This is a genomic window from Nocardioides sp. Soil777 (assembly GCF_001428425.1).
Classification (GTDB): domain Bacteria; phylum Actinomycetota; class Actinomycetes; order Propionibacteriales; family Nocardioidaceae; genus Nocardioides; species Nocardioides terrigena.
In genome coordinates this window covers 1-17631 of sequence record NZ_LMSN01000002.1, presented here as the reverse complement: position 1 = coordinate 17631, position 17631 = coordinate 1, and the positions used below count along the sequence as shown (strand labels likewise).

Genomic DNA, 17631 nt, shown 5'->3' with positions numbered 1-17631 from the left:
TCACGCGGCCGGCGTCAGTCGGGCAGCGTGTCTCCCGGAGGCGTGGACAGGCGACGCACGAACCAGTCCGACCGCGGGTCCAGGACCGGCTCGATCCGGGCCGTGCCACCCAGCACCGAGGCACCCGACGCGCCGGCCAGGACGAGGGGCAGCTCGAGGGTCCGCACCTCCGGCAGGTCGTTCTGCACCTGCGCCACGCGGCGTACGAGCCGCTCGATCTCGACGACGTCGACGATCTCGGAGCCGCGGTAGCCGAAGAGGATCGGGGAGGCCTTGATCTCGCGGACCATGTCCTGGGCGTCGTGCTCGGCGAGCGGCGGGATGCGGAACGACCGGTCCCCCAGCAGCTCGGTGAGCGGGCCGCCGATGCCGAAGGACAGCACCGGCCCGAAGAGCGGGTCCTCCATGGACGAGATGCCGACGGGCACGCCGGGAGGGGCGTTCTTCTGCACGACGAAGCCGGCGCGCTCCGGGGAGTCGATGACCCGGCTGAGCGTCGCCCAGGCATCCCGCATCTCCGCGGCCGTGTCGATGTTGCGCCACACGTGCGCGAGGTCCGGCCGGTGCCGCAGGTGGTCGGCCGTCGCCTTGAGCACCACGTCGAAGCCGAGCTCCTCCCCCGCCGCCAGCGCCTCGTCGAGGGTGGCCACCGCGCGGGTGTCCCAGAGGTCGATGCCGTACGACGACAACAGCTCGCGCAGCTCGCCGTAGGACAGGTCCTTGCCGTCGGGGTGGTGCATGAGCAGCTCGTTGACGAAGCGGCGGGCGGCCGTCCGGTCGACGAGTGCCTCGTCCGAGTGGGCCCGGTCCGGGGTGCGCAGCCACACGGCGTACTCGACCACCCGGGCGAGGGCCCGGACGGCGGCCTCGACGGCGGGGTACGACGGCACCGAGCCGCGGCCCGCGCTCGAGCCGGCGACGTCGGGGACGCGCAGCAGCTCGGGCACGCCCTCGGCGCCCAGGAAGGTCGACACGATCGGCTTGTCGGACTGCTCGCCGACGGCGGCGAGCACGTTGGCGACGTCCTCGCCGGAGATGTTGAGCGGCGGGATGTAGATCGCCGCGACCGCGTCGACCTCGGGGTCGTCGATCGCCGCGTCCAGGGCGTCCTCGAAGTCCTCGGCGCCGGCGTCGGCCCCGAGCGCGACCTGCTTGTTGACCACGAGCCCGACACTGGTGGCGGCGTCGGCGGCGAGCAGGCCGAGCGCGTCGGAGTTGCCGACCACGGCCACCCGGCGGCCGCGGGGCAGCGGCTGGTGGGCGAGCAGCTGGGCGACGTCGAACATCTCCTCCAGCGTGTCGACCTGGATGACGCCGGCCTGGCGGAACATCGCGTCCACCGCCTGGGAGGGGGCGGCGATCTTGCGCACGGCGTGCCCCATCGGGACGCCCTGCGTGCTGCGCCCGGAGCGCACCGCGATGATCGGCTTGCGCCGGCTGACCCGGCGGGCGATGCGGGAGAACTTGCGCGGGTTGCCGATCGACTCGAGGTAGAGCAGCACCACCTCGGTGGCGTCGTCCTCCTCCCAGTACTGCAGGAGGTCGTTGCCCGACACGTCGGCACGGTTGCCGGCGCTGACGAAGGTCGAGAGACCCAGGCCCCGGTTGTTGACCTTCTCCAGGATCGCCGAGCCGAGTGCGCCGGACTGGCAGAAGAAACCGGCGCGGCCGCGGGGCGGCATCAGGGTGGAGAGCGACGCGTTGAGCGACACCTCGGGGTCGGTGTTGATGATGCCGAGGGCGTTGGGGCCGATCAGCCGCAGGCCGTAGGAGCGGGACAGCCCCACCAGGCGACGCTGGCGGTGGCGGCCCTCCTCCCCGGTCTCCGCGAAGCCGGACGAGATGACGACGAGGCCGTGCACGCCCTTCGCGGCGCAGTCGAGGACGACGTCCTGCACGGCCTCCGCGGGCACCGCGACGATGGCCACGTCGACCTGCCCGGGGATGTCCCCGACGGTCTTGTACGCCGGCATGCCGGCCACCGCGTCGGCGCTCGGGTTGACTACGTGGACGCGCCCGGTGAAGTCGCCGAGCACCAGGTTGCGCACCAGGGCGCGACCGATGGTGTCCTGCCGGCGGCTGGCGCCGATGACGGCCACGGACTTGGGCCTGAAGAAGCTCTCGATGGAGGCCGACTCCGCGCGGTGCTCGCGCTGCTCCATGACCCCGATGGCGGTCTCGGTGGGGTCGATGCGGAACTCGAGCTCCATCACGCCCTCGTCGTAGACGCTCGTGACCTGGTAGCCGGCGTCCTTGAACGTGTGGATCATCGCCTGGTTGTCGGGCAGCACCTCGGCGACGAAGCGCTCGATGCCCCGCTCACGACCCGCCTGGGCGAGGTGCTCGAGCAGGAGCTGGCCGATCCCGCGGCCCTGGTGGCGGTCCTCGACCAGGAACGCGACCTCGGCCTTGCCGGGCTCGGTGCTGTCCCAGCGACCCACCGCGATCATCTCGCCGGCCACGGTGAGGATGAATGCCACCCGGGTCGTGTAGTCGACCTGCGTGAAGCGCTTGACGTCGCGCTCGGAGAGCTGCGGCATCGGCGAGAAGAAGCGGTAGTACTTCGACTCGTCGGAGACGCGCGCGTAGAACTCGACCAGCAGCTCGGCGTCCTCGGGCTGGATCGGCCGGATGTGCGCCGTCCGGCCGTCCCGCAGCAGGACGTCGGCCTCCCAGTGACGCGGCGGAGGGGTGGCCTGCTGGGCCTGGGTCTCGGTCACACCCGAAATCTACCGGTCGTGACCCTCGGCCATAGGCTGGCCGGTGTGATCGAGCTGCGCAGTCCATCCCAGATCGAGCAGATGCGTCCCGCGGGGCGCTTCGTGGCCGAGGTGCTCACGCACCTCTCGGACGTCGTCGACGTCGGCACCAACCTGCTCGAGATCGACGAGATCGCCCACGAGATGATCCGCGAGCGTGGGGCGGAGTCCTGCTACATCGACTACCACCCGTCGTTCGGGGCCTCGCCCTTCGGCAAGGTGATCTGCACGTCGGTCAACGACGCCGTCCTGCACGGCCTCCCCCACGACTACCGGCTCGCCGACGGCGACCTGGTCACCCTGGACTTCGCCGTGGCCGTCGACGGCTGGGTCGCCGACTCCGCGCTCTCCTTCGTCGTCGGTACGCCGCGGGACGAGGACCTGCGCCTCATCGACGTGACCGGGCGGGCGCTCGAGGCCGGCATCGCGGCCGCCCGGGCGGGCAACCGGATCGGCGACATCGGCCACGCGATCGGGTCGGTGGCCCGGGAGGCGGGGCTGGGCATCAACATGCAGTTCGGCGGCCACGGGGTCGGCCGGACGATGCACGGCGACCCCCACATCGCCAACGACGGCACCCCGGGACGCGGCTTCCCGCTCAAGCCGGGGCTGGTCATCGCCATCGAGCCCTGGTTCCTGCACACGACCGACGAGATCTTCACCGACCCCGACGGCTGGACGCTGCGCAGCGCCGACGGGTCCCGGGGCGCCCACATGGAGCACACCATCGCGATCACCGAGGACGACCCGATCATCCTCACCGCCCGGGCCTGACGCCCGTGCCCGAGCTGCCCGAGGTCGAGAGCGCGCGCGCCGTCATCGAGTCCGGTGCGCTGGACCGGGAGATCGCCGACGTCGACGACTCCGACACCTGGGTCTGCCGGCCGCACTCCCCCGGCGAGATCCGCGACGCGCTGGTCGGGCGCCGGCTGACCGCCGCCCTGCGCCGGGGCAAGAGCATGTGGTGCGAGACCTCCTCCGACGGACCGGTCCTCGGGATCCACCTCGGGATGAGCGGGCGGATCGTCGTCACCGACGGGTCCGGCTCACCCGTGGAGGGCGGCGACCGGGTGCGCGGCACGGCGGCGACCTCGCCCGAGCGTGATCCCGCGTGGGACCGCTTCACGGTGCGCTTCGCCGACGGCGGCCAGCTGCGCCTCTTCGACAAGCGGCGGCTCGGCCGCGTGCGGCTCGACCCGGACCTGAGCCGTCTCGGTCCGGACGCCGCCGAGGTGGGGGTAGCGGACTTCCGCGAGCGGGTCGGGCGGGGCACGGCCCCGGTCAAGGCGCGCCTGCTCGACCAGTCGGTCCTCGCCGGGGTGGGCAACCTGCTCGCCGACGAGACGCTCTGGCAGGCCTCGCTCGACCCGCGACGTCGCGTGGACACCCTCGACCACGACACGCTCACGGCACTGCACGGTGCCCTGAAGAAGGCGACGCGCGCCGCGATGCGGCGCGGTGGCGTGCACACCGGTGAGGTGATCGAGCACCGGTCGCCGGGTGGCCACTGCCCCCGCTGCGGGGCGCCGATGCAGCGGGCCACGGTCGGTGGGCGGACGACGTGGTTCTGCTCGGAGGAGCAGGGCTGACGCAGGAGCGGGCCGGACGATCGGTCGCGGCCGTGCTCGGAGCGAGGTCAGGGCGCCGGGCGGGCGCCCGGACCGGCCCACCACGTGTCGAGACGCGGGACCGCAGCGGCCGCCGGACCGTGCTCGAGCACGCGATCCACCCGGAAGAGGTACGCCGCGATGCCGGCAGCGCCCTGCATCCACCCGACTCCCGGCGGCAGCAGGGGCGACGCGGCGCGGTGCTCCACGAACCGCCACCACGCATGGGGACCGTCCACCTGGGCGTTCCGCACGAGGGCGTCAGCCAGCCGCAGCGCGAGATCGAGGTCGGCCCGGCGCCCGTGCTGCTGCCAGGCGTCGAGGACGATGTCGCCGACACCGGCCGTACCGCAGCACCGACCGTCGTTGTCCCAGAACCCGGGTCGTAGCCGTTCCGGGATCCCGGAGGTGTGGACCGTCGTGAGGCAGCGTCCGCGCCACTCGCCGGGCGTGGCGCCTGCGACGTCCGGAACCCCGGCGTGCTCCAGGGCGGCGAACAGGAGCGACGTGCCACTGGCGCCGTGGCACCAGCCCAGGGCGAACGGCTCCTCGTCGATGGCGCGGTGCGGCACGTAGCGGGGCACGGAGAGCCCGCCGTCCGAGGTGTCGCCGAGGGAGACCAGGTGCTCGGCGCCACTGCGGGCCGCCTCGACCCACGCCGGCCGGCCGAGCTCGGCGCTGGCCAGGGCGAGCGCAGCCGCGATCCCGGCCTGGCCGTGCGACCAGTTCGGCATCTCGGTCGGGTCCTCCTCGGTCCTGAAGCGCATCGGGACGAAGCGCCAGCGAAGACCGGCCGGGACGTCCTCGGCCTCGCCCATCAGGACCTCGGCAGCATGCTCGACCAGCTCGTCGGAGCGCGCCACCCCGTGCCGACGCGCCCAGAGACCGCCCAGGAGCACCGAGCCCGTCCCGAGGGTGGCGTCGCTGATCCTCGCTGCGGGACGGAACCGCGGCGGACCGACGACGTCCTGGGTCCACCCGTCGCCCGCGGCCAGCACGATCAACCGGTCGACGACGGCGTCGGCGCCGTCCGCATCCAGGGCCACCAGGGAGGCGAGGTCCCCGACCAGGCCGTCGAAGTAGTCGTACGCCGTCGCCGTGGCGGTCCGGGCCTGCAGCCGGTCGGCGAGGGCGGCGGCGAGCGTCTGCTCCTCGTCGGACCACGCTCGCGTGGCGCGCACCTCGGCGAGCGCGAGGGCCAGTCCGCCGATGCCGCTGTGCAGGCCGTCGCGCTGCTCGGGAGGGCCGGGCACCTGGCTGGGCACGGACTCCGGGATCCAGGGTGAGCCGTCGCCCCCGACCTGGGCCAGCACCCATCGCCACGCAGCCTCGGCAACGTCGCGGGAGGTGTCGGCAAGCACCCGACGATCATGCCAGCGGCCCCTCCTCGTGATCGACGGTCATCTGTTCCACAGGCCGAACGGCCGCAGCAGGGCGTCGACCTGCACCTCCAGGTGGCGGGCGTCGGCACGCTCGTGGCAGGCGGTCCAGCTGACCTCGGGGGCGAGACGGAGCACGGCGTCGCGGGCCCAGTCCCGGGTCCGCCCGGGGTGACCGGCGCGGAGACGGCCCAGCCTGGCCTCGACCCACGCGGGGTCGGCCAGCGCCCGGTCGAGCGCTGCTTCCGCGAAACCGGACATCACCCCCGTGCCGGTGCGGTGGACCGACAGCCCGCCGTAGAGGCCCTGGGGCCGGCCGCCGCCTCCACGCTCGCCGGCCATGCCGAGGTACCGGATCCGGTGGGTGTCGTGCTCGCGGAAGAGGTAGACACCGGGGAGCCGGGGAGCCCACGGGAGCGCCTCGGCGAAGGGCGCCCACGGGGACCACTCGGCGAGCCCCTCCACGTCCTGGTAGGCCTCCAGCCGCGCGGAGGTGTCGTGGGGTGTCTCGAGATCGACCATGGCCGCACCCTGTCGCAGGGCACCGACAGTCACCGGGCGGCTAGCGGAGGCTCAGGTCGGTCAGGAACGTGACGACGTCGCTGACGACGCGTCCCGGGCGAGCCAGGTGCACGCCGTGCCCGACCCCGTCGTACACGACCAGCCGGGCGTCCGGGATCCCAGCGAGCAGCTCGTCCTGGTCGTCGCCGACGAGCTCGTCCTCGCTGCCGACGACGAGGAGCGTCGGCGCCGCGATGCGGCCCAGGTCGGCCCGGGCGTCGGTGCGGATCAGGCCGCGCAGGGTCTCCCGCCACACGCGAGCGGGCGCCTTGAGGCTCTCCTCGACCAGGACGTCGACGAGGTCGTCGGGCATCGAGGCCGGCGACGTGCTGCGCACGAAGTCCTCGACGAACGCACGATCCAGCGGGTCCTCGAGGCCGGCGACCTCCTTCCACATCGCGCCGACGGCCGGGTGGTCGCCGAGGTGGACGGGGCTGCTGATGAGGACGAGGGCGGGCACCCGGTCGGGCCGGGTGCTCGCGACGACCTGGGCCACGAGGCCGCCGCTGGACGCGGCGACGAGGGCCGCGGACCCGAGGCCCAGCGCGTCCATGAACCCCACGAGGTCGGCGGCGAAGTCCTCGACGCCATAGCCGTCCTCCGGCGCGTCGGCGTCACCATGGCCGCGCTGGGTGGGCGCCAACCCGTGCAGGGACGCGGGCAGGTGCCCGAGCACCGCCTCGAAGTAGCGCCAGGACTCGACGTACGCGTGCACGAAGACCACCGGGTCACCCGTCGGGCTCCCGGTCTCGGCGTACGGCAGTCTCAGCCCGTTCGCGAGGACGGCGCTCCCGGTCCGTACGACGCCCATGGCACTGGCACTCAGCCGAACCGACCGTCGGGACCGTTGATGGCCTGGTCGATGTAGGCCTCGGCGAGGTTCTTGCGGTTGTGCGACTCCGGCCGCTCGTCGCGCATGGTGCGGTGCCGGTCGACGACCGCCGCGATGCCACCGGCCTCGTGGGACGGGACGTACCGGTCGCCCACCCGCACCATCCGGACCTCCGGGGACTCGCCACCCTCGAGCCGCCGGGCGTCGGAGGCGCACACGGCCACCGTGCGCTCGACGCCGGACGGGGGCGCCCACGGCATCTCGCGCATGCTCGGGCCGTGGCGCGGGTCGAAGAAGCACGGCTCGCGGCGCTGGGGCAGCGGGTCGCCCGCCTGCAGGGCCAGCACGGCCGCGCGGTGGTAGCGCGCGTCGGCCACGACCTGCTCGACGGCGAAGACGTCCGCCACCGTCGTGGAGGCACGCACCGCGTCCTTGGCCTGCTCGTAGTGCTCGAGGGCACGTCCGTAGTGGTGCGCGGTCTCGTCGTCGAGATCGTCGGCGAGGGTGTCGAGGTGGAGGTCGGCGAGCTGCTCACCCAGGACGGTCACGTCCTCGTCGGCCACCCGCCGGGCGATGCGCCACCGGTCCACGGCCTCGAGCTCCGCCTCACGGCGCTCCCGGGCCCTGCGCAACGGGTTCCACGACATGCGTCCACCCTAGGCCCGCAGATCGTCGACGGCGCGCCTTTCGCGATCCGCTCGGGCACGTGCGGTCGGCATCATCGACACGCGCTGCGGCGCGACAGCTCCTCCACGAGGCACGCCCCGTCGACCAGCTCCCGCTCACCGAGGGGCTCGTCGAGCCGCACCTCGTGGTCGTAGGTGACGCCCACGTCACTGCACGAGCGGCTGTAGACCGTCTCGTGCACGGTGAGGACCACTCGCCCGGCATCCTCCTCGACGTCCACGGACGCACCGTCGCGGCACTCGCTGCCCATGTACGTCAGGCGCACGACCGCGCCGTCCACCTCCGCCGGCTTGACCCACGGGACCGGCTCCGTCGTCGCTGCTCGCACGACCACCCAGGTCAGGAGGACCGCCCCGGCGAGGACGGCCACGAAGGCCCCCGTGACCCACGGCCCCCGACCTGCATCACGGCAGTCGCCGCGACCGGACATGGACCCCATGCCGGAAGTCTGCCGCACTCGACACCCGGCCGCTGCGTGCGCCTGAGGATTGGCTCCTCTCCCACGACGAGCTCAGCACCACGCTTTGGGGGGAGCCCGAGGCTCCCGAAGACCGGCAGGATGTCGGGGTGCTGCCATCCCCGACCCGACGACGCGAGGCCGACCTCGCGACCCCGCTCCACCTGCTGCTGGGGCCTGAGACCCACGGGGTGAACCGGTACGCCGGCGAGGTGGGTGGCGCCGCAGGCGCGCACGTCGTCCGGGACGTCGACCACCTGTACGCCGGAGGGTCGGTCCACCTCCACGTCACTGACCGCCTCCTCGACCGCGACCCGGCGGCCGCGGCGGCCGCGGTGGAGTCGCTGGCCCGTCGGGTGCGACTGACCGTGACGCTGCACGACGTGCCACAGCCCACCGACGGGCCGGTGTTCGAGGCCCGTGCGGCGGCGTACGGGCGGATGGTGCGGGCCACCCACGCCTGGGCCACCAACTCGTGGCACGAGCACGCCCTCGTCGGTCGCTGGTGCGCCGCGGACGCCCGCGGGACGGTGATCCCCCTGCCGGTCTTCGACACGGTCGGCCCGGAGGCCCGCGGCAGCCGGGTCGCGACGGCACCGGTGGTCGGTGTCTTCGGGTTCGTCTACCCCGGCAAGGGCCACCGCCAGGTCGTGCGGGCCGCGGCGGCCCTGCGTCGTGGCGGGACCGCGGTGCGGGTGCGCGTCCTCGGCGACGCCGCGCCGGGCCATGTCGACGAGGTCGAGGAGCTGCTGCGGACGAGCCGGGCGCGCGGCGTCCCGGTGGAGGTCACCGGTCGCGTCCCTGAGGACGAGGTGAGCCGCGCGCTGCGCCGGGTCGCCGTGCCGGTGGCCGCGCACCGCAACGTGTCGGCGTCCGGGAGCGTCAACTCGTGGATCGCGGCGGGACGACGACCGCTGGTCCGCGACGGCGAGTACGCCCGCGAGATGGCGGCGCTGCGGCCCGGCACGATCACCCTCTTCGACGACGCGACGCTAGTCCCCCGCCTGGAGGCCGCGCTGCTCCGACCGGAGACGACGTGGATCCCGTCCGGGACCGACCTCGGGCCGCGGCTCGAGGACACCGTGGCCGCCTACCGCGCGTGGTGGGCGTCGGTGGGCGGATGACCGCACCGCCGTTCGGGACGAGCGTGCCCGGCAACCGCTGGGACCTCGCCCCCCGTGGTGCCCCCCGGCGGACCGTCTCGGTGGTCGTGGCCCACTACGAGCAGCAGGTCGAGCTCAACCGCACGCTGGCGGCGCTGGGTCGCCAGACCCGACCGCCCGACGAGGTCGTGGTCGCCGACGACGGGTCGCGCCGGGCGCCGGTGGTCCCAGACGGGGTGCGGCTGGTGCGGCAGGACGACGACGGATTCCGCGCCGCCGCCGTCCGCAACCTCGGCGTCGCCGCGACCACCGGCGACGTGCTGGTGCTCCTGGACGCCGACACGACCCCGGAGCCGGACTTCGTCGAGCGCATGGTCGCCCTGCCCGAGGCACTGCCCGAGGCCCTCGTCGTGGGCAGGCGACGCCACGCCGACCTCGCCGGCATCGCTCCCGGCACCGCCGTCGAGGAGGTGGGGCCGGCGCTCGAGCTGCCCGAGCCCGCGTGGTTGCGCACCGCCTACGCGGACACCCGTGACCTGTTGGACGCCGACGGGTCGGGCCACCGCTTCGTGATCAGCGCCGTGCTCGCGTGCAGCCGCTGGTGGTACGACGAGCTCGGCGGTTTCGACGAGACGTTCGACACCTACGGCGGTGAGGACTGGGACCTCGCCCACCGGTCCTGGACCGCGGGCGGGCTGCTCGCCCACCGCCCGGACGCGGTCGCGTGGCACGACGGCCCGGACGCCGGGGCGCGCGACATCGACCCCGGAGCCCGGCTCGCCGAGACCGCGGCCGTGGCCGACCGGACGTCGGCGCCGGGCACGACGTGGCGCGGGCTCGCGCGCGGCCCGGCCGACGTCGTCGTGACCTGCGCTCCCGGTCTCGGGGACACCGAGGTGCTCGTCACCCTCGACTCGCTGCTCGCGGCCCTGCCGCGTGCTGCCGTCCGGCTCGGGACGCGGCACCGGGAGCTCGTGGGCACCGACCCCCGCATCGTGCCGCTGGAGGAGGACGTGCCGGCCACCGCGCGCCAGCACCTCGTCGTAAGACGCGGACTGACCGGGGATGCCGCGGCCTGGTCCGCACTCCTCGCGGATCTCGACGGCCGCGCGGCCACCCGCGACATCGCCCGCGGCTGCGCGGAGCTGCAGGACCTGCGCCTGCTCCGCCGGGCGGCCCGGTGGGGACGGCCCGACCTCGCCCCGCCCGGCCCGCCGCTCGAGACGCGGCTGCGGCCGTGGACGGACGAGGTCACGTTGGCCGCGTGGCTCGGCGGGTGGGCCGGCGAGTGACGAGGCGGAGGAGCGGACTCGTTCGCACACCCTCCGCCCGAGCGTCCGACTACCGGTCGCCCCCGGGTCCCCGAAGGGGCCGGACCACCCCTCGGGGGCTACTGTCGCGGTATGACTGACCTTGAGCTCGACACTGTTGACCAGATCGAGCAAGAGGACGTGAGCGGCCCCCCGACCGAGTCGACCCGCACCGCGTGGGCCGAGGCTGCCCGACCGGTCCTGATCAGGACCGCGAAGCGCTACCGCGCCATGATCAGCTACAAGGACCTCGCTGCGCAGATGCAGGAGGCGACGGGCATCACCACCCGTCAGCCCATGCAGCACTGGATGGCCGACGTCCTCAACCGCGTGGCCCGCGACTGTGCCGAGCGCAACGAGCCCAACCTCGCCGCCCTCGCCGTCAACGCCCAGGGCAGCGTCGGTGCGGCGTACGCCTCGACCGTCCTCGACACCCGCGGTGAGGAGATCGGCGACGCCGACGACCACGCGGCCCGCGAGCGGCTGGCGTGCCACACCTACTTCGAGGCGGCCGACCTGCCGGCCGACGGCGGCGTCCCGACCCTGACCGAGAAGGTCAGCGCCGCGCGCACCCGGGCCCGCAAGGCCTCCGCCCTGGCCAAGCCGATCGACACCTGCGCCACCTGCAACATGGCTCTGCCGGCCACCAAGGTCTGCGACAACTGCGGCTGAGAGCTGCGCCCGCGCGGGGGCGTCCGGCCGCGGCGGGTCCTTTGCTTGGATGGGGCCCATGACCAACTCGCTGCTGGCCCCGTCGACGCTGCCGTTCGACCTGCCCGACTACGCCCACCTCACCGACGCCGACTACCGCGAGGCGATCGAGCAGGGCATGGCCGAGCACCTGGCGGAGCTGGCCGCGATCGCGAGCGACGACTCCCCCGCCACCGTGGCCACCGTCCTCGAGGCCTGGGAACGGTCCGGGGCTCTCCTGACCCGCGCGATGAACGCCTTCTGGGTCGCCAAGTCCGCCGACACCAACGACGAGCGCGACGCGATCGAGGAGGAGATGTCGCCCCGGCTGGCGCAGCACTCCGACGCGATCCTGATGGACGCCCGCCTCTACGGCCGCCTCACCGCGCTGGCCGCCCGCCGCGACGCCGGGGAGGTCGCCCTCGACGAGCAGGAGGAGCACCTGCTGTCCGAGCGGCTCAAGGACTTCGAGCGCGGCGGCATCGCGTTGCCCGAGGAGCAGCAGGCCAGGCTGCGTGAGCTCAACACCGAGCTCGCGACCCTCTCCACGCGGTTCGACCAGATGCTCGTCGCCGGCCGCAACGCCGCCGCCGTCCACGTCACCGACGAGGCCGAGCTCGACGGCCTCGACGACGGCCAGCGGGCCGCCGCGCACGAGGCCGCACAGGCCGCCGGACGGGACGGCTGGCTGCTCACCATCACCAACACCACCGGCCAGCCGGTGCTCGGCTCCCTCACCCACCGTCCCACCCGCGAGCGCGTCTTCCGGGCGAGTGCCCAGCGCGGCCTCGTCAGCGCCGACGGGGCGGACGCCGAGACCGACACCCGCGAGGTCCTGCTCACCATGGCCCGCCTCCGCCACGAGCGCGCGCTGCTGCTCGGCTACCCGCACCACGCGGCGTACGCCGCCGAGGTCGGCTGCGCGGGCAGCACCGAGGCCGTCAACGAGATCCTCGGTCGCCTCGGCCCCGCGGCGTACGGCCTGGTCCGGGCGCGCGGCGAGCAGCTCCAGGCCCACCTCGAGCAGACCGAGCCCGGCGCGACCCTCGAGCCGTGGGACTGGGCGTACGTCGACGGGCGGCTGCGACGCGAGGAGGCCGCGCTCGACCCGGGCGCCCTGCGTCCCTACCTCGAGTTCGACCGGGTGCTGACCGAGGGCGTGTTCGCGGCCGCGACCGCGCTCTACGGGATCACCTTCCACCCCCGCGAGGACCTGGTCGGCTACACCGACGTAGCCCGCGTCCACGAGGTGCGCGAGGAGGACGGCAGCCACCTCGGCGTCGTCGTCATCGACCCCTACACGCGTCCGACCAAGCAGGGCGGCGCGTGGATGACCAGCATCGTGGACCAGAGCCACCTGCTCGACGACCGGCCCGTCGTCACCAACACGTGCAACTTCCCGCCGCCGGCCCCGGGTGCGCCCAGCCTGCTGTCGTGGGACAACGTCATCACGCTCTTCCACGAGTTCGGCCACGACCTGCACGGGCTGCTCTCCGACGTGCGGTTCCCGTCGCGCTCCGGCACGTCGGTGCCGCGCGACTTCGTCGAGTTCCCCAGCCAGGTCAACGAGATCTGGGCGTACGAGCCGACGCTGCTCGCGCGCTACGCCGTGCACCACGAGACCGGTGAGCCGATGCCGGCCGCGTGGGTCGAGCAGCTGCTGGGCACGTCGGGCAAGGAGACCTACCGGTACGCCGAGCTGCTCGCCGCGATGCTGCTCGACCAGGCCTGGCACCAGACGCCCGCCGCCGAGCTGCCCATCGACCCGGCCGACGTCGAGGCCTTCGAGCTGGCCGCCCTCGAGCGCGCCGGCGTGCGCTACGCCCCGGTCCCGCCGCGCTACCGCTCGGCGTACTTCCACCACATCTTCGGCGGCGGCTACTCCGCGGCCTACTACTCCTACCTGTGGTCGGAGATCATGGACGCCGACACCGTCGCGTGGTTCGGCGAGCAGGGCGGGATGAACCGACAGTCCGGTGAGCACTTCCGCCGGACCCTCCTCGGACCGGGTGGGTCGGTCGACGCGATGGAGTCCTACCGCCGCTTCCGTGGCGGCGACCCGGACCTCGCGCACCTGCTGCGCCGCATCGGCGCGGAGTAGCTCGCCGGTCCGCCCCGGCTCAGTCGGACAGCTGGCGGAGCCGGTGCCACGCGAGACTGGCGCCGGCCCGCACGGTGCGCGGGGCGTGCAGGGCGTCGAGGACCGGCGCACGCTGGCGCGTCCAGTCGGGGTCGCTGGGCAGCGGCGCCTCCGCGGTGCCGACCTCCCCCTTCACCGCGCGGCGCATCGCCTCGCGGACGTCGATCAGCGCCACACCGTCGGCCGGCACCCAGGTCGCCCCGGGCCGGCAGACCATGTCGTGGCGCAGGGACTCCACCAACGCGTTGACGGTCCAGAACGGCGCCTGGACGAGACCGGCCGTCCCGACCGCCGCGACGGGCGTGGGGATCATCGCGACGGGGATCCGGATCCGCAGCAGCCGTGCCGCACGCGCGTACGCCGCCAGAAGCCGCGGGTAGCGCAGGACGTCCGGTCCGCCGATGTCGACCGCGCCCGTCAGGGTCGAGCCGGGCTCGAGCGCCTCGACGAGGGCGCGCACCGCGTCGGTGGCCGAGATCGGCTGCACCCGTGAGCGCAGCCACAGCGGGATGGGCTGGAAGACCAGGAGGCTCCCCAGCTGGCGGATCACCTCGAACGACGTGGAGCCGGCGCCGATGACCACGCCGGCGCGCAGCGCGACCGACGAGGCGGTCGACGCGAGCAGCTCCTCCTCGACCTCGAGGCGCGAGGTGATGTGCTCGGAGAGCTGGTCGCGGGGCACCTGCGGCACCAGGCCGGACAGGTAGACCAGCCGGGACACGCCCGCGGCGTCGACGCCGCGGCGTACGGTCTCGGCGCCCAGCCGGTCGGTCTCGGAGAACCCGCGCGAGCTCAGCGAGTGGACCAGGTAGCAGACCGCGTCCACGCCCTCCAGCGCGACCTCCACGTCGGACTCGTCCGTCACGTCGCAGCGCACCCAGTCGACCTGGTGGCCCCACGAGAAGCGCTCCGGCGTGGGCTGCCGCGAGGACGCCGCGGTGACGACGTAGCCGCGGTCGAGCAGCTCGGGGACGAGACGGGAGCCGATGTAGCCGGTGGCCCCCAGGACGAGGACCCGGCGAGCGGAGTCGGCCATCACTCCCCCAGGTGGCGGAGCATGTTGTGGGCGAAGCGGCGGCCCATGGCCGCGACGACGCCGTGCATGACGGTCTCGACCGGGATCCGCGACAGCCGCGGCAGGGGCAGGTCGCACCAGATCTCGAGGTCGATCGAGACGTGGGTGCCCGTGCCCTCGGGTCGCAGGAGGTACTCGCCGTCCACGCCGGTGCGCTCGTCGGGACGCTCCGGATCATGGGTGAAGGTGATCCGGGTCGGCTCGTCAAAGGTCATCACCTCGGTGAAGGTGGGCGCCACGGTCGCGCTCATCACCGGGATGTGGGTGAGGTTCCAGGTCCAGTGCTTGCCGTCGACCTCGATGTGCTTGAGGTATGGCGTCAGCTTGGTCAGCAGGACCGGGTCGGTCAGGACGTCCCACACCTTGTCGGGGGACGACCGGAGCGTGGCCTCGGACTGGTTGCGGGCGCGGAAGCGGTTCACCCGGCAAGCGTAGGTGGCGGCTGCACACCGCCCGACGGGCCGCCCCGCCACGCGGCCGCGGACCGTCGTCTAGCCTGCTCGGGTGCTCATCTCCGACGACCGCCGGATGCTCTTCGTCCACATCCCCAAGACGGGCGGGGCGTCGGTCGAGCAACTGCTCCGCGAGGCCTGCCCGGACGCCCGCACGGTGGGCAAACAGCGGCACGCTCGGCTCCAGCGGATCCTGCGCCACGAGCCCGGGCTGGTCGACTACTGGTCGTTCGGCTTCGTCCGCAACCCGTGGTCGCGGATGGTGTCGTGGTACTCGATGATCGACACCTGGAACCACCGCTGGGGGCCGGCGTCGGGGCGCCCCCAGGACGGGCAGTGGGGCTCCACTCGGGACGGCAACCCGCTGTGGCGGGCGGTCGCGGCGTACGCCGACTTCGACGAGTTCGTCCTGCGCGGCACCGCCGAGCACGACCGGCTGGCCATGCCGCAGGTCGACTACCTCGTGGGCGACGACCACCGTGCCGACTTCATCGGCCGGACCGAGCACCTCGCCGAGGACATCGCGACCATCCAGCGCGAGCTCGACCTGCCCCCGATCGAGCTCCCCCACCGCAACGCGCGCTCCAGCGGCTCGTGGCGGGACTACTACACCCCGGCCACCCGCGACCGCATCGCCGAGGTCTACGCCAAGGACGTCGCGGAGTTCGACTACCGGTTCTGACCGGACCGGCCCCACCGGGCGGCACCATGGGGTGCACGCTCAGGCTCCGTCAGCCTGCGAGGACGTAGTCGATCGTCAGTGCCGGGAGCTGGCGGCCGCGGATCCGGGCCACCGGCGGCGGCCGTGAGGAGACGATCCGGCCGGTGGGTGTCATGGTCTCGACGCCGCCGTCCGGGCCGGGTCTCGCGAGCCAGCCGGGTGCGTCCTTGGCGTAGTTGCAGGCCTCGCACAGCCCTTGGGCATTCTGCTCGCGGGTCGGGCCGTCGTCGGCGTGGCGTCGCACGTGATCCACGTGCCGGATCGGTGCGTCGCACCACGGCGTCCGACAGATGCGGTCGCGCAGGCGGATGAAACGGGCGAGGCTCCCGCGGAAGCGGCGTCCCCGACCGTCCATCGCGACCAGCTCACCGCTCGTGGGACTGGCGTAGAGCCGGCGCAGCCACACCTCCTCGTCGCGTGCGCAGGCGCCGGACACGATCTCGCGCGCCAGCTCGGCAGGGATCGGGCCGAAGCCCTCGAGGTGGGCCTCGTCGTCGGCTCCGCCGAAGAGGGCCGCGTCCGTCATGACGAGGCCCAGCGAGACCGGGGCCGCGATTTCCCCCGAGGTGGGTGTCGCGGCGGTGTCCGCGATCCCGCACACCCGGGCGACGAGGGCGTCGGCCATCACCTGGCCGCGGCTGCGCTCGTCGCCGACGGCTCGCGCCGAGTCGGCGGCCCTGGTGAGCGCCGCGAACGCGGCGACGCCGTCCTTGACCGGCAGCAGGGCGGTCAGGTAGGTCATCGTGTCCGGAGCGGGACGCAGGGTGACCCGGCGCTCCCCCTCCGCCCGGCGTCGCCGAGCCACCAGTGCGGCGGCGTCGAGCCGGGCGGCCTGCGCCAAGCACGCGGAGGCCAGCTCACGATCACCCATCGCCTCCAGTGCTGCCGCATCCCGGGCGACGACCTCGTCGACCGCCAGCCGGTCGGCCTGCGAGAGGCACGCGGTCTCGCGCGCCACGATGGTGGCCTTCCACTCGGTGATGCGACCCGCCCGCCAGGCTGACCACGTGTGCGGGAGCTCGCGGGCCACGACCTTCGCGAGCCCGAGGTGCTGTCGCCCGCGGTGCGGCGACTCCCGCCGCGCCAGCGCCACTTGCTGCGCCACCCCGGCTCCCTGCCGCGACGGGCGGACGCCCGCGTCGGCCTGCACGGCTCGCTGCGAGTCGTCGAGCTCGCGCGCGAGGTGCGCCTGCGCGGCGGTGACGACGCAGCCGAGCCGCTCCAGGGCCCGCAGTGCATCGACGCGTTCACTGTCGTCGAGGCCGCTCCCGTCCTCGAGCGCGCCGGACAGGGCTGCCGCCCATTCCTCGATGCCCGACGCGCCCAGCACCGCGTGCCGGCCCGAGAGGGGCCGTTCGGCTGAGTCGGCTCGTCGATCATCGAACATGTGTTCGATTGTACGCCGAGCCGGCGCGGAAGGGAAGTGTCATGTCTCAAGACATCGGTGACAGTTCTGCATCAGGACATCGGTGACACTTCCGGTGGTCTTGGGGCGTTGGCCGCGGGTCGGCTGTTGCCGGCGTACGTGACCCCGGGGGCTGATCGGGTGTGCTCGGCGGCGCGAGGTCGGTGCGCCGCCGTCGCCGACGAGCCGCGGGCACTGCCAGGTCCGCCGGTCGCTGGAACGGCACTCGAGGCCGCTTGCCAGCTGGTTCCTCCATGACGTTGTGAACCCACACAGCGAGCACTCTCGGCGGCATAGGCGTGCACGCATCACGGCTGGAGATGGTCCCGATGCCCACTGTCGGCGGCGCTCGAAAACTGAACAGTTTCGGTGGTGAAAAGTGAGCACTCAACGATTGGAGTGTGATCACTTTGGAGGACTGGGCGCTGATCAGGAGGCTGGCTGCGGACGGGG

General features: G+C 73.6%; 16 protein-coding genes. 7 read left to right on the top strand and 9 right to left on the bottom strand.

The features are described from left to right. Nucleotides 1-14: 14 nt before the first annotated feature. Nucleotides 15-2720 (bottom strand): bifunctional GNAT family N-acetyltransferase/acetate--CoA ligase family protein, encoded by a 2706-nt coding sequence (locus ASG88_RS03660; protein WP_056886080.1) that lies wholly within the window; start codon nucleotides 2718-2720, stop codon nucleotides 15-17. 45 nt (nucleotides 2721-2765) lie between these two features. On the opposite strand from ASG88_RS03660, the gene map reads away from it, so the two are divergent. Both map and ASG88_RS03650 read left to right on the top strand, forming a co-directional pair. After that, nucleotides 2766-3533 (top strand): type I methionyl aminopeptidase, encoded by a 768-nt coding sequence (gene map, locus ASG88_RS03655; RefSeq protein ID WP_056886079.1) that lies wholly within the window; start codon nucleotides 2766-2768, stop codon nucleotides 3531-3533. Nucleotides 3534-3538: 5 nt separating this feature from the next. Further along, a complete protein-coding gene (locus ASG88_RS03650) occupies nucleotides 3539-4348 on the top strand; it encodes an Fpg/Nei family DNA glycosylase (RefSeq protein WP_056886078.1) in 810 nt (269 codons plus the stop codon). A 47-nt stretch (nucleotides 4349-4395) separates the two neighbouring features. Here ASG88_RS03650 and ASG88_RS03645 read toward each other — a convergent pair whose 3' ends face one another. From ASG88_RS03645 to ASG88_RS03625, 5 genes are all read right to left on the bottom strand, one after another. Further along, entirely contained in the window at nucleotides 4396-5727 is a 1332-nt protein-coding gene (locus tag ASG88_RS03645) for a lanthionine synthetase LanC family protein (RefSeq protein ID WP_056886077.1), read from the bottom strand. 39 nt (nucleotides 5728-5766) lie between these two features. Further along, a complete protein-coding gene (locus ASG88_RS03640; protein ID WP_056886076.1) occupies nucleotides 5767-6267 on the bottom strand; it encodes a hypothetical protein in 501 nt (166 codons plus the stop codon). Nucleotides 6268-6307: 40 nt separating this feature from the next. Next, nucleotides 6308-7117 (bottom strand): alpha/beta fold hydrolase, encoded by an 810-nt coding sequence (locus tag ASG88_RS03635; protein ID WP_056886075.1) that lies wholly within the window; start codon nucleotides 7115-7117, stop codon nucleotides 6308-6310. 11 nt (nucleotides 7118-7128) lie between these two features. Continuing rightward, nucleotides 7129-7785, bottom strand: a complete 657-nt coding sequence (locus ASG88_RS03630) for a hypothetical protein (RefSeq protein WP_056886074.1) — start codon at nucleotides 7783-7785, stop codon at nucleotides 7129-7131. A 71-nt stretch (nucleotides 7786-7856) separates the two neighbouring features. Then, entirely contained in the window at nucleotides 7857-8264 is a 408-nt protein-coding gene (locus tag ASG88_RS03625) for a hypothetical protein (protein WP_157559539.1), read from the bottom strand. Nucleotides 8265-8392: 128 nt separating this feature from the next. Here ASG88_RS03625 and ASG88_RS03620 point away from each other — a divergent pair, with 128 nt between their 5' ends. The 4 genes from ASG88_RS03620 (at nucleotide 8393) to ASG88_RS03605 (ending at nucleotide 13486) form a co-directional block, all read left to right on the top strand. Beyond that, nucleotides 8393-9406: a hypothetical protein gene (locus ASG88_RS03620; RefSeq protein ID WP_056886072.1), complete on the top strand. Its 1014-nt coding sequence runs from the start codon at nucleotides 8393-8395 to the stop codon at nucleotides 9404-9406. Next, nucleotides 9403-10677: a glycosyltransferase gene (locus ASG88_RS23435; RefSeq protein WP_200956337.1), complete on the top strand. Its 1275-nt coding sequence runs from the start codon at nucleotides 9403-9405 to the stop codon at nucleotides 10675-10677. The genes ASG88_RS03620 and ASG88_RS23435 overlap by 4 nt, the downstream gene beginning before the upstream one ends. A gap of 111 nt (nucleotides 10678-10788) precedes the next feature. After that, nucleotides 10789-11367, top strand: coding sequence for a hypothetical protein (locus ASG88_RS03610; protein ID WP_056886070.1), 579 nt, complete (start codon nucleotides 10789-10791; stop codon nucleotides 11365-11367). 58 nt (nucleotides 11368-11425) lie between these two features. Next, on the top strand, nucleotides 11426-13486 hold the full coding sequence (locus ASG88_RS03605) for a M3 family metallopeptidase (protein WP_056886069.1): 2061 nt from the start codon (nucleotides 11426-11428) through the stop codon (nucleotides 13484-13486). Nucleotides 13487-13505: 19 nt separating this feature from the next. On the opposite strand, the gene ASG88_RS03600 is transcribed toward ASG88_RS03605, so the two are convergent. Then, nucleotides 13506-14561: an NAD(P)H-binding protein gene (locus ASG88_RS03600; RefSeq protein WP_056886068.1), complete on the bottom strand. Its 1056-nt coding sequence runs from the start codon at nucleotides 14559-14561 to the stop codon at nucleotides 13506-13508. Next, the gene (locus tag ASG88_RS03595) at nucleotides 14561-15022 is read right to left on the bottom strand and encodes an SRPBCC family protein (RefSeq protein ID WP_056886067.1); all 462 of its coding nucleotides are present in this window, start codon (nucleotides 15020-15022) and stop codon (nucleotides 14561-14563) included. Before ASG88_RS03595 ends, ASG88_RS03600 begins: the two co-directional genes overlap by 1 nt. Nucleotides 15023-15104: 82 nt before the next feature. On the opposite strand from ASG88_RS03595, the gene ASG88_RS03590 reads away from it, so the two are divergent. Then, nucleotides 15105-15734 carry a sulfotransferase family 2 domain-containing protein gene (locus ASG88_RS03590; protein WP_056886066.1) on the top strand — a complete coding sequence of 210 codons (630 nt, stop codon included), beginning with the start codon at nucleotides 15105-15107 and terminating at the stop codon, nucleotides 15732-15734. Between the two features lie 49 nt (nucleotides 15735-15783). Here ASG88_RS03590 and ASG88_RS03585 read toward each other — a convergent pair whose 3' ends face one another. Then, complete coding sequence (locus tag ASG88_RS03585) at nucleotides 15784-17160, bottom strand: HNH endonuclease (RefSeq protein ID WP_082599856.1); 1377 nt, start codon at nucleotides 17158-17160, stop codon at nucleotides 15784-15786. Nucleotides 17161-17631 lie beyond the last annotated feature (471 nt).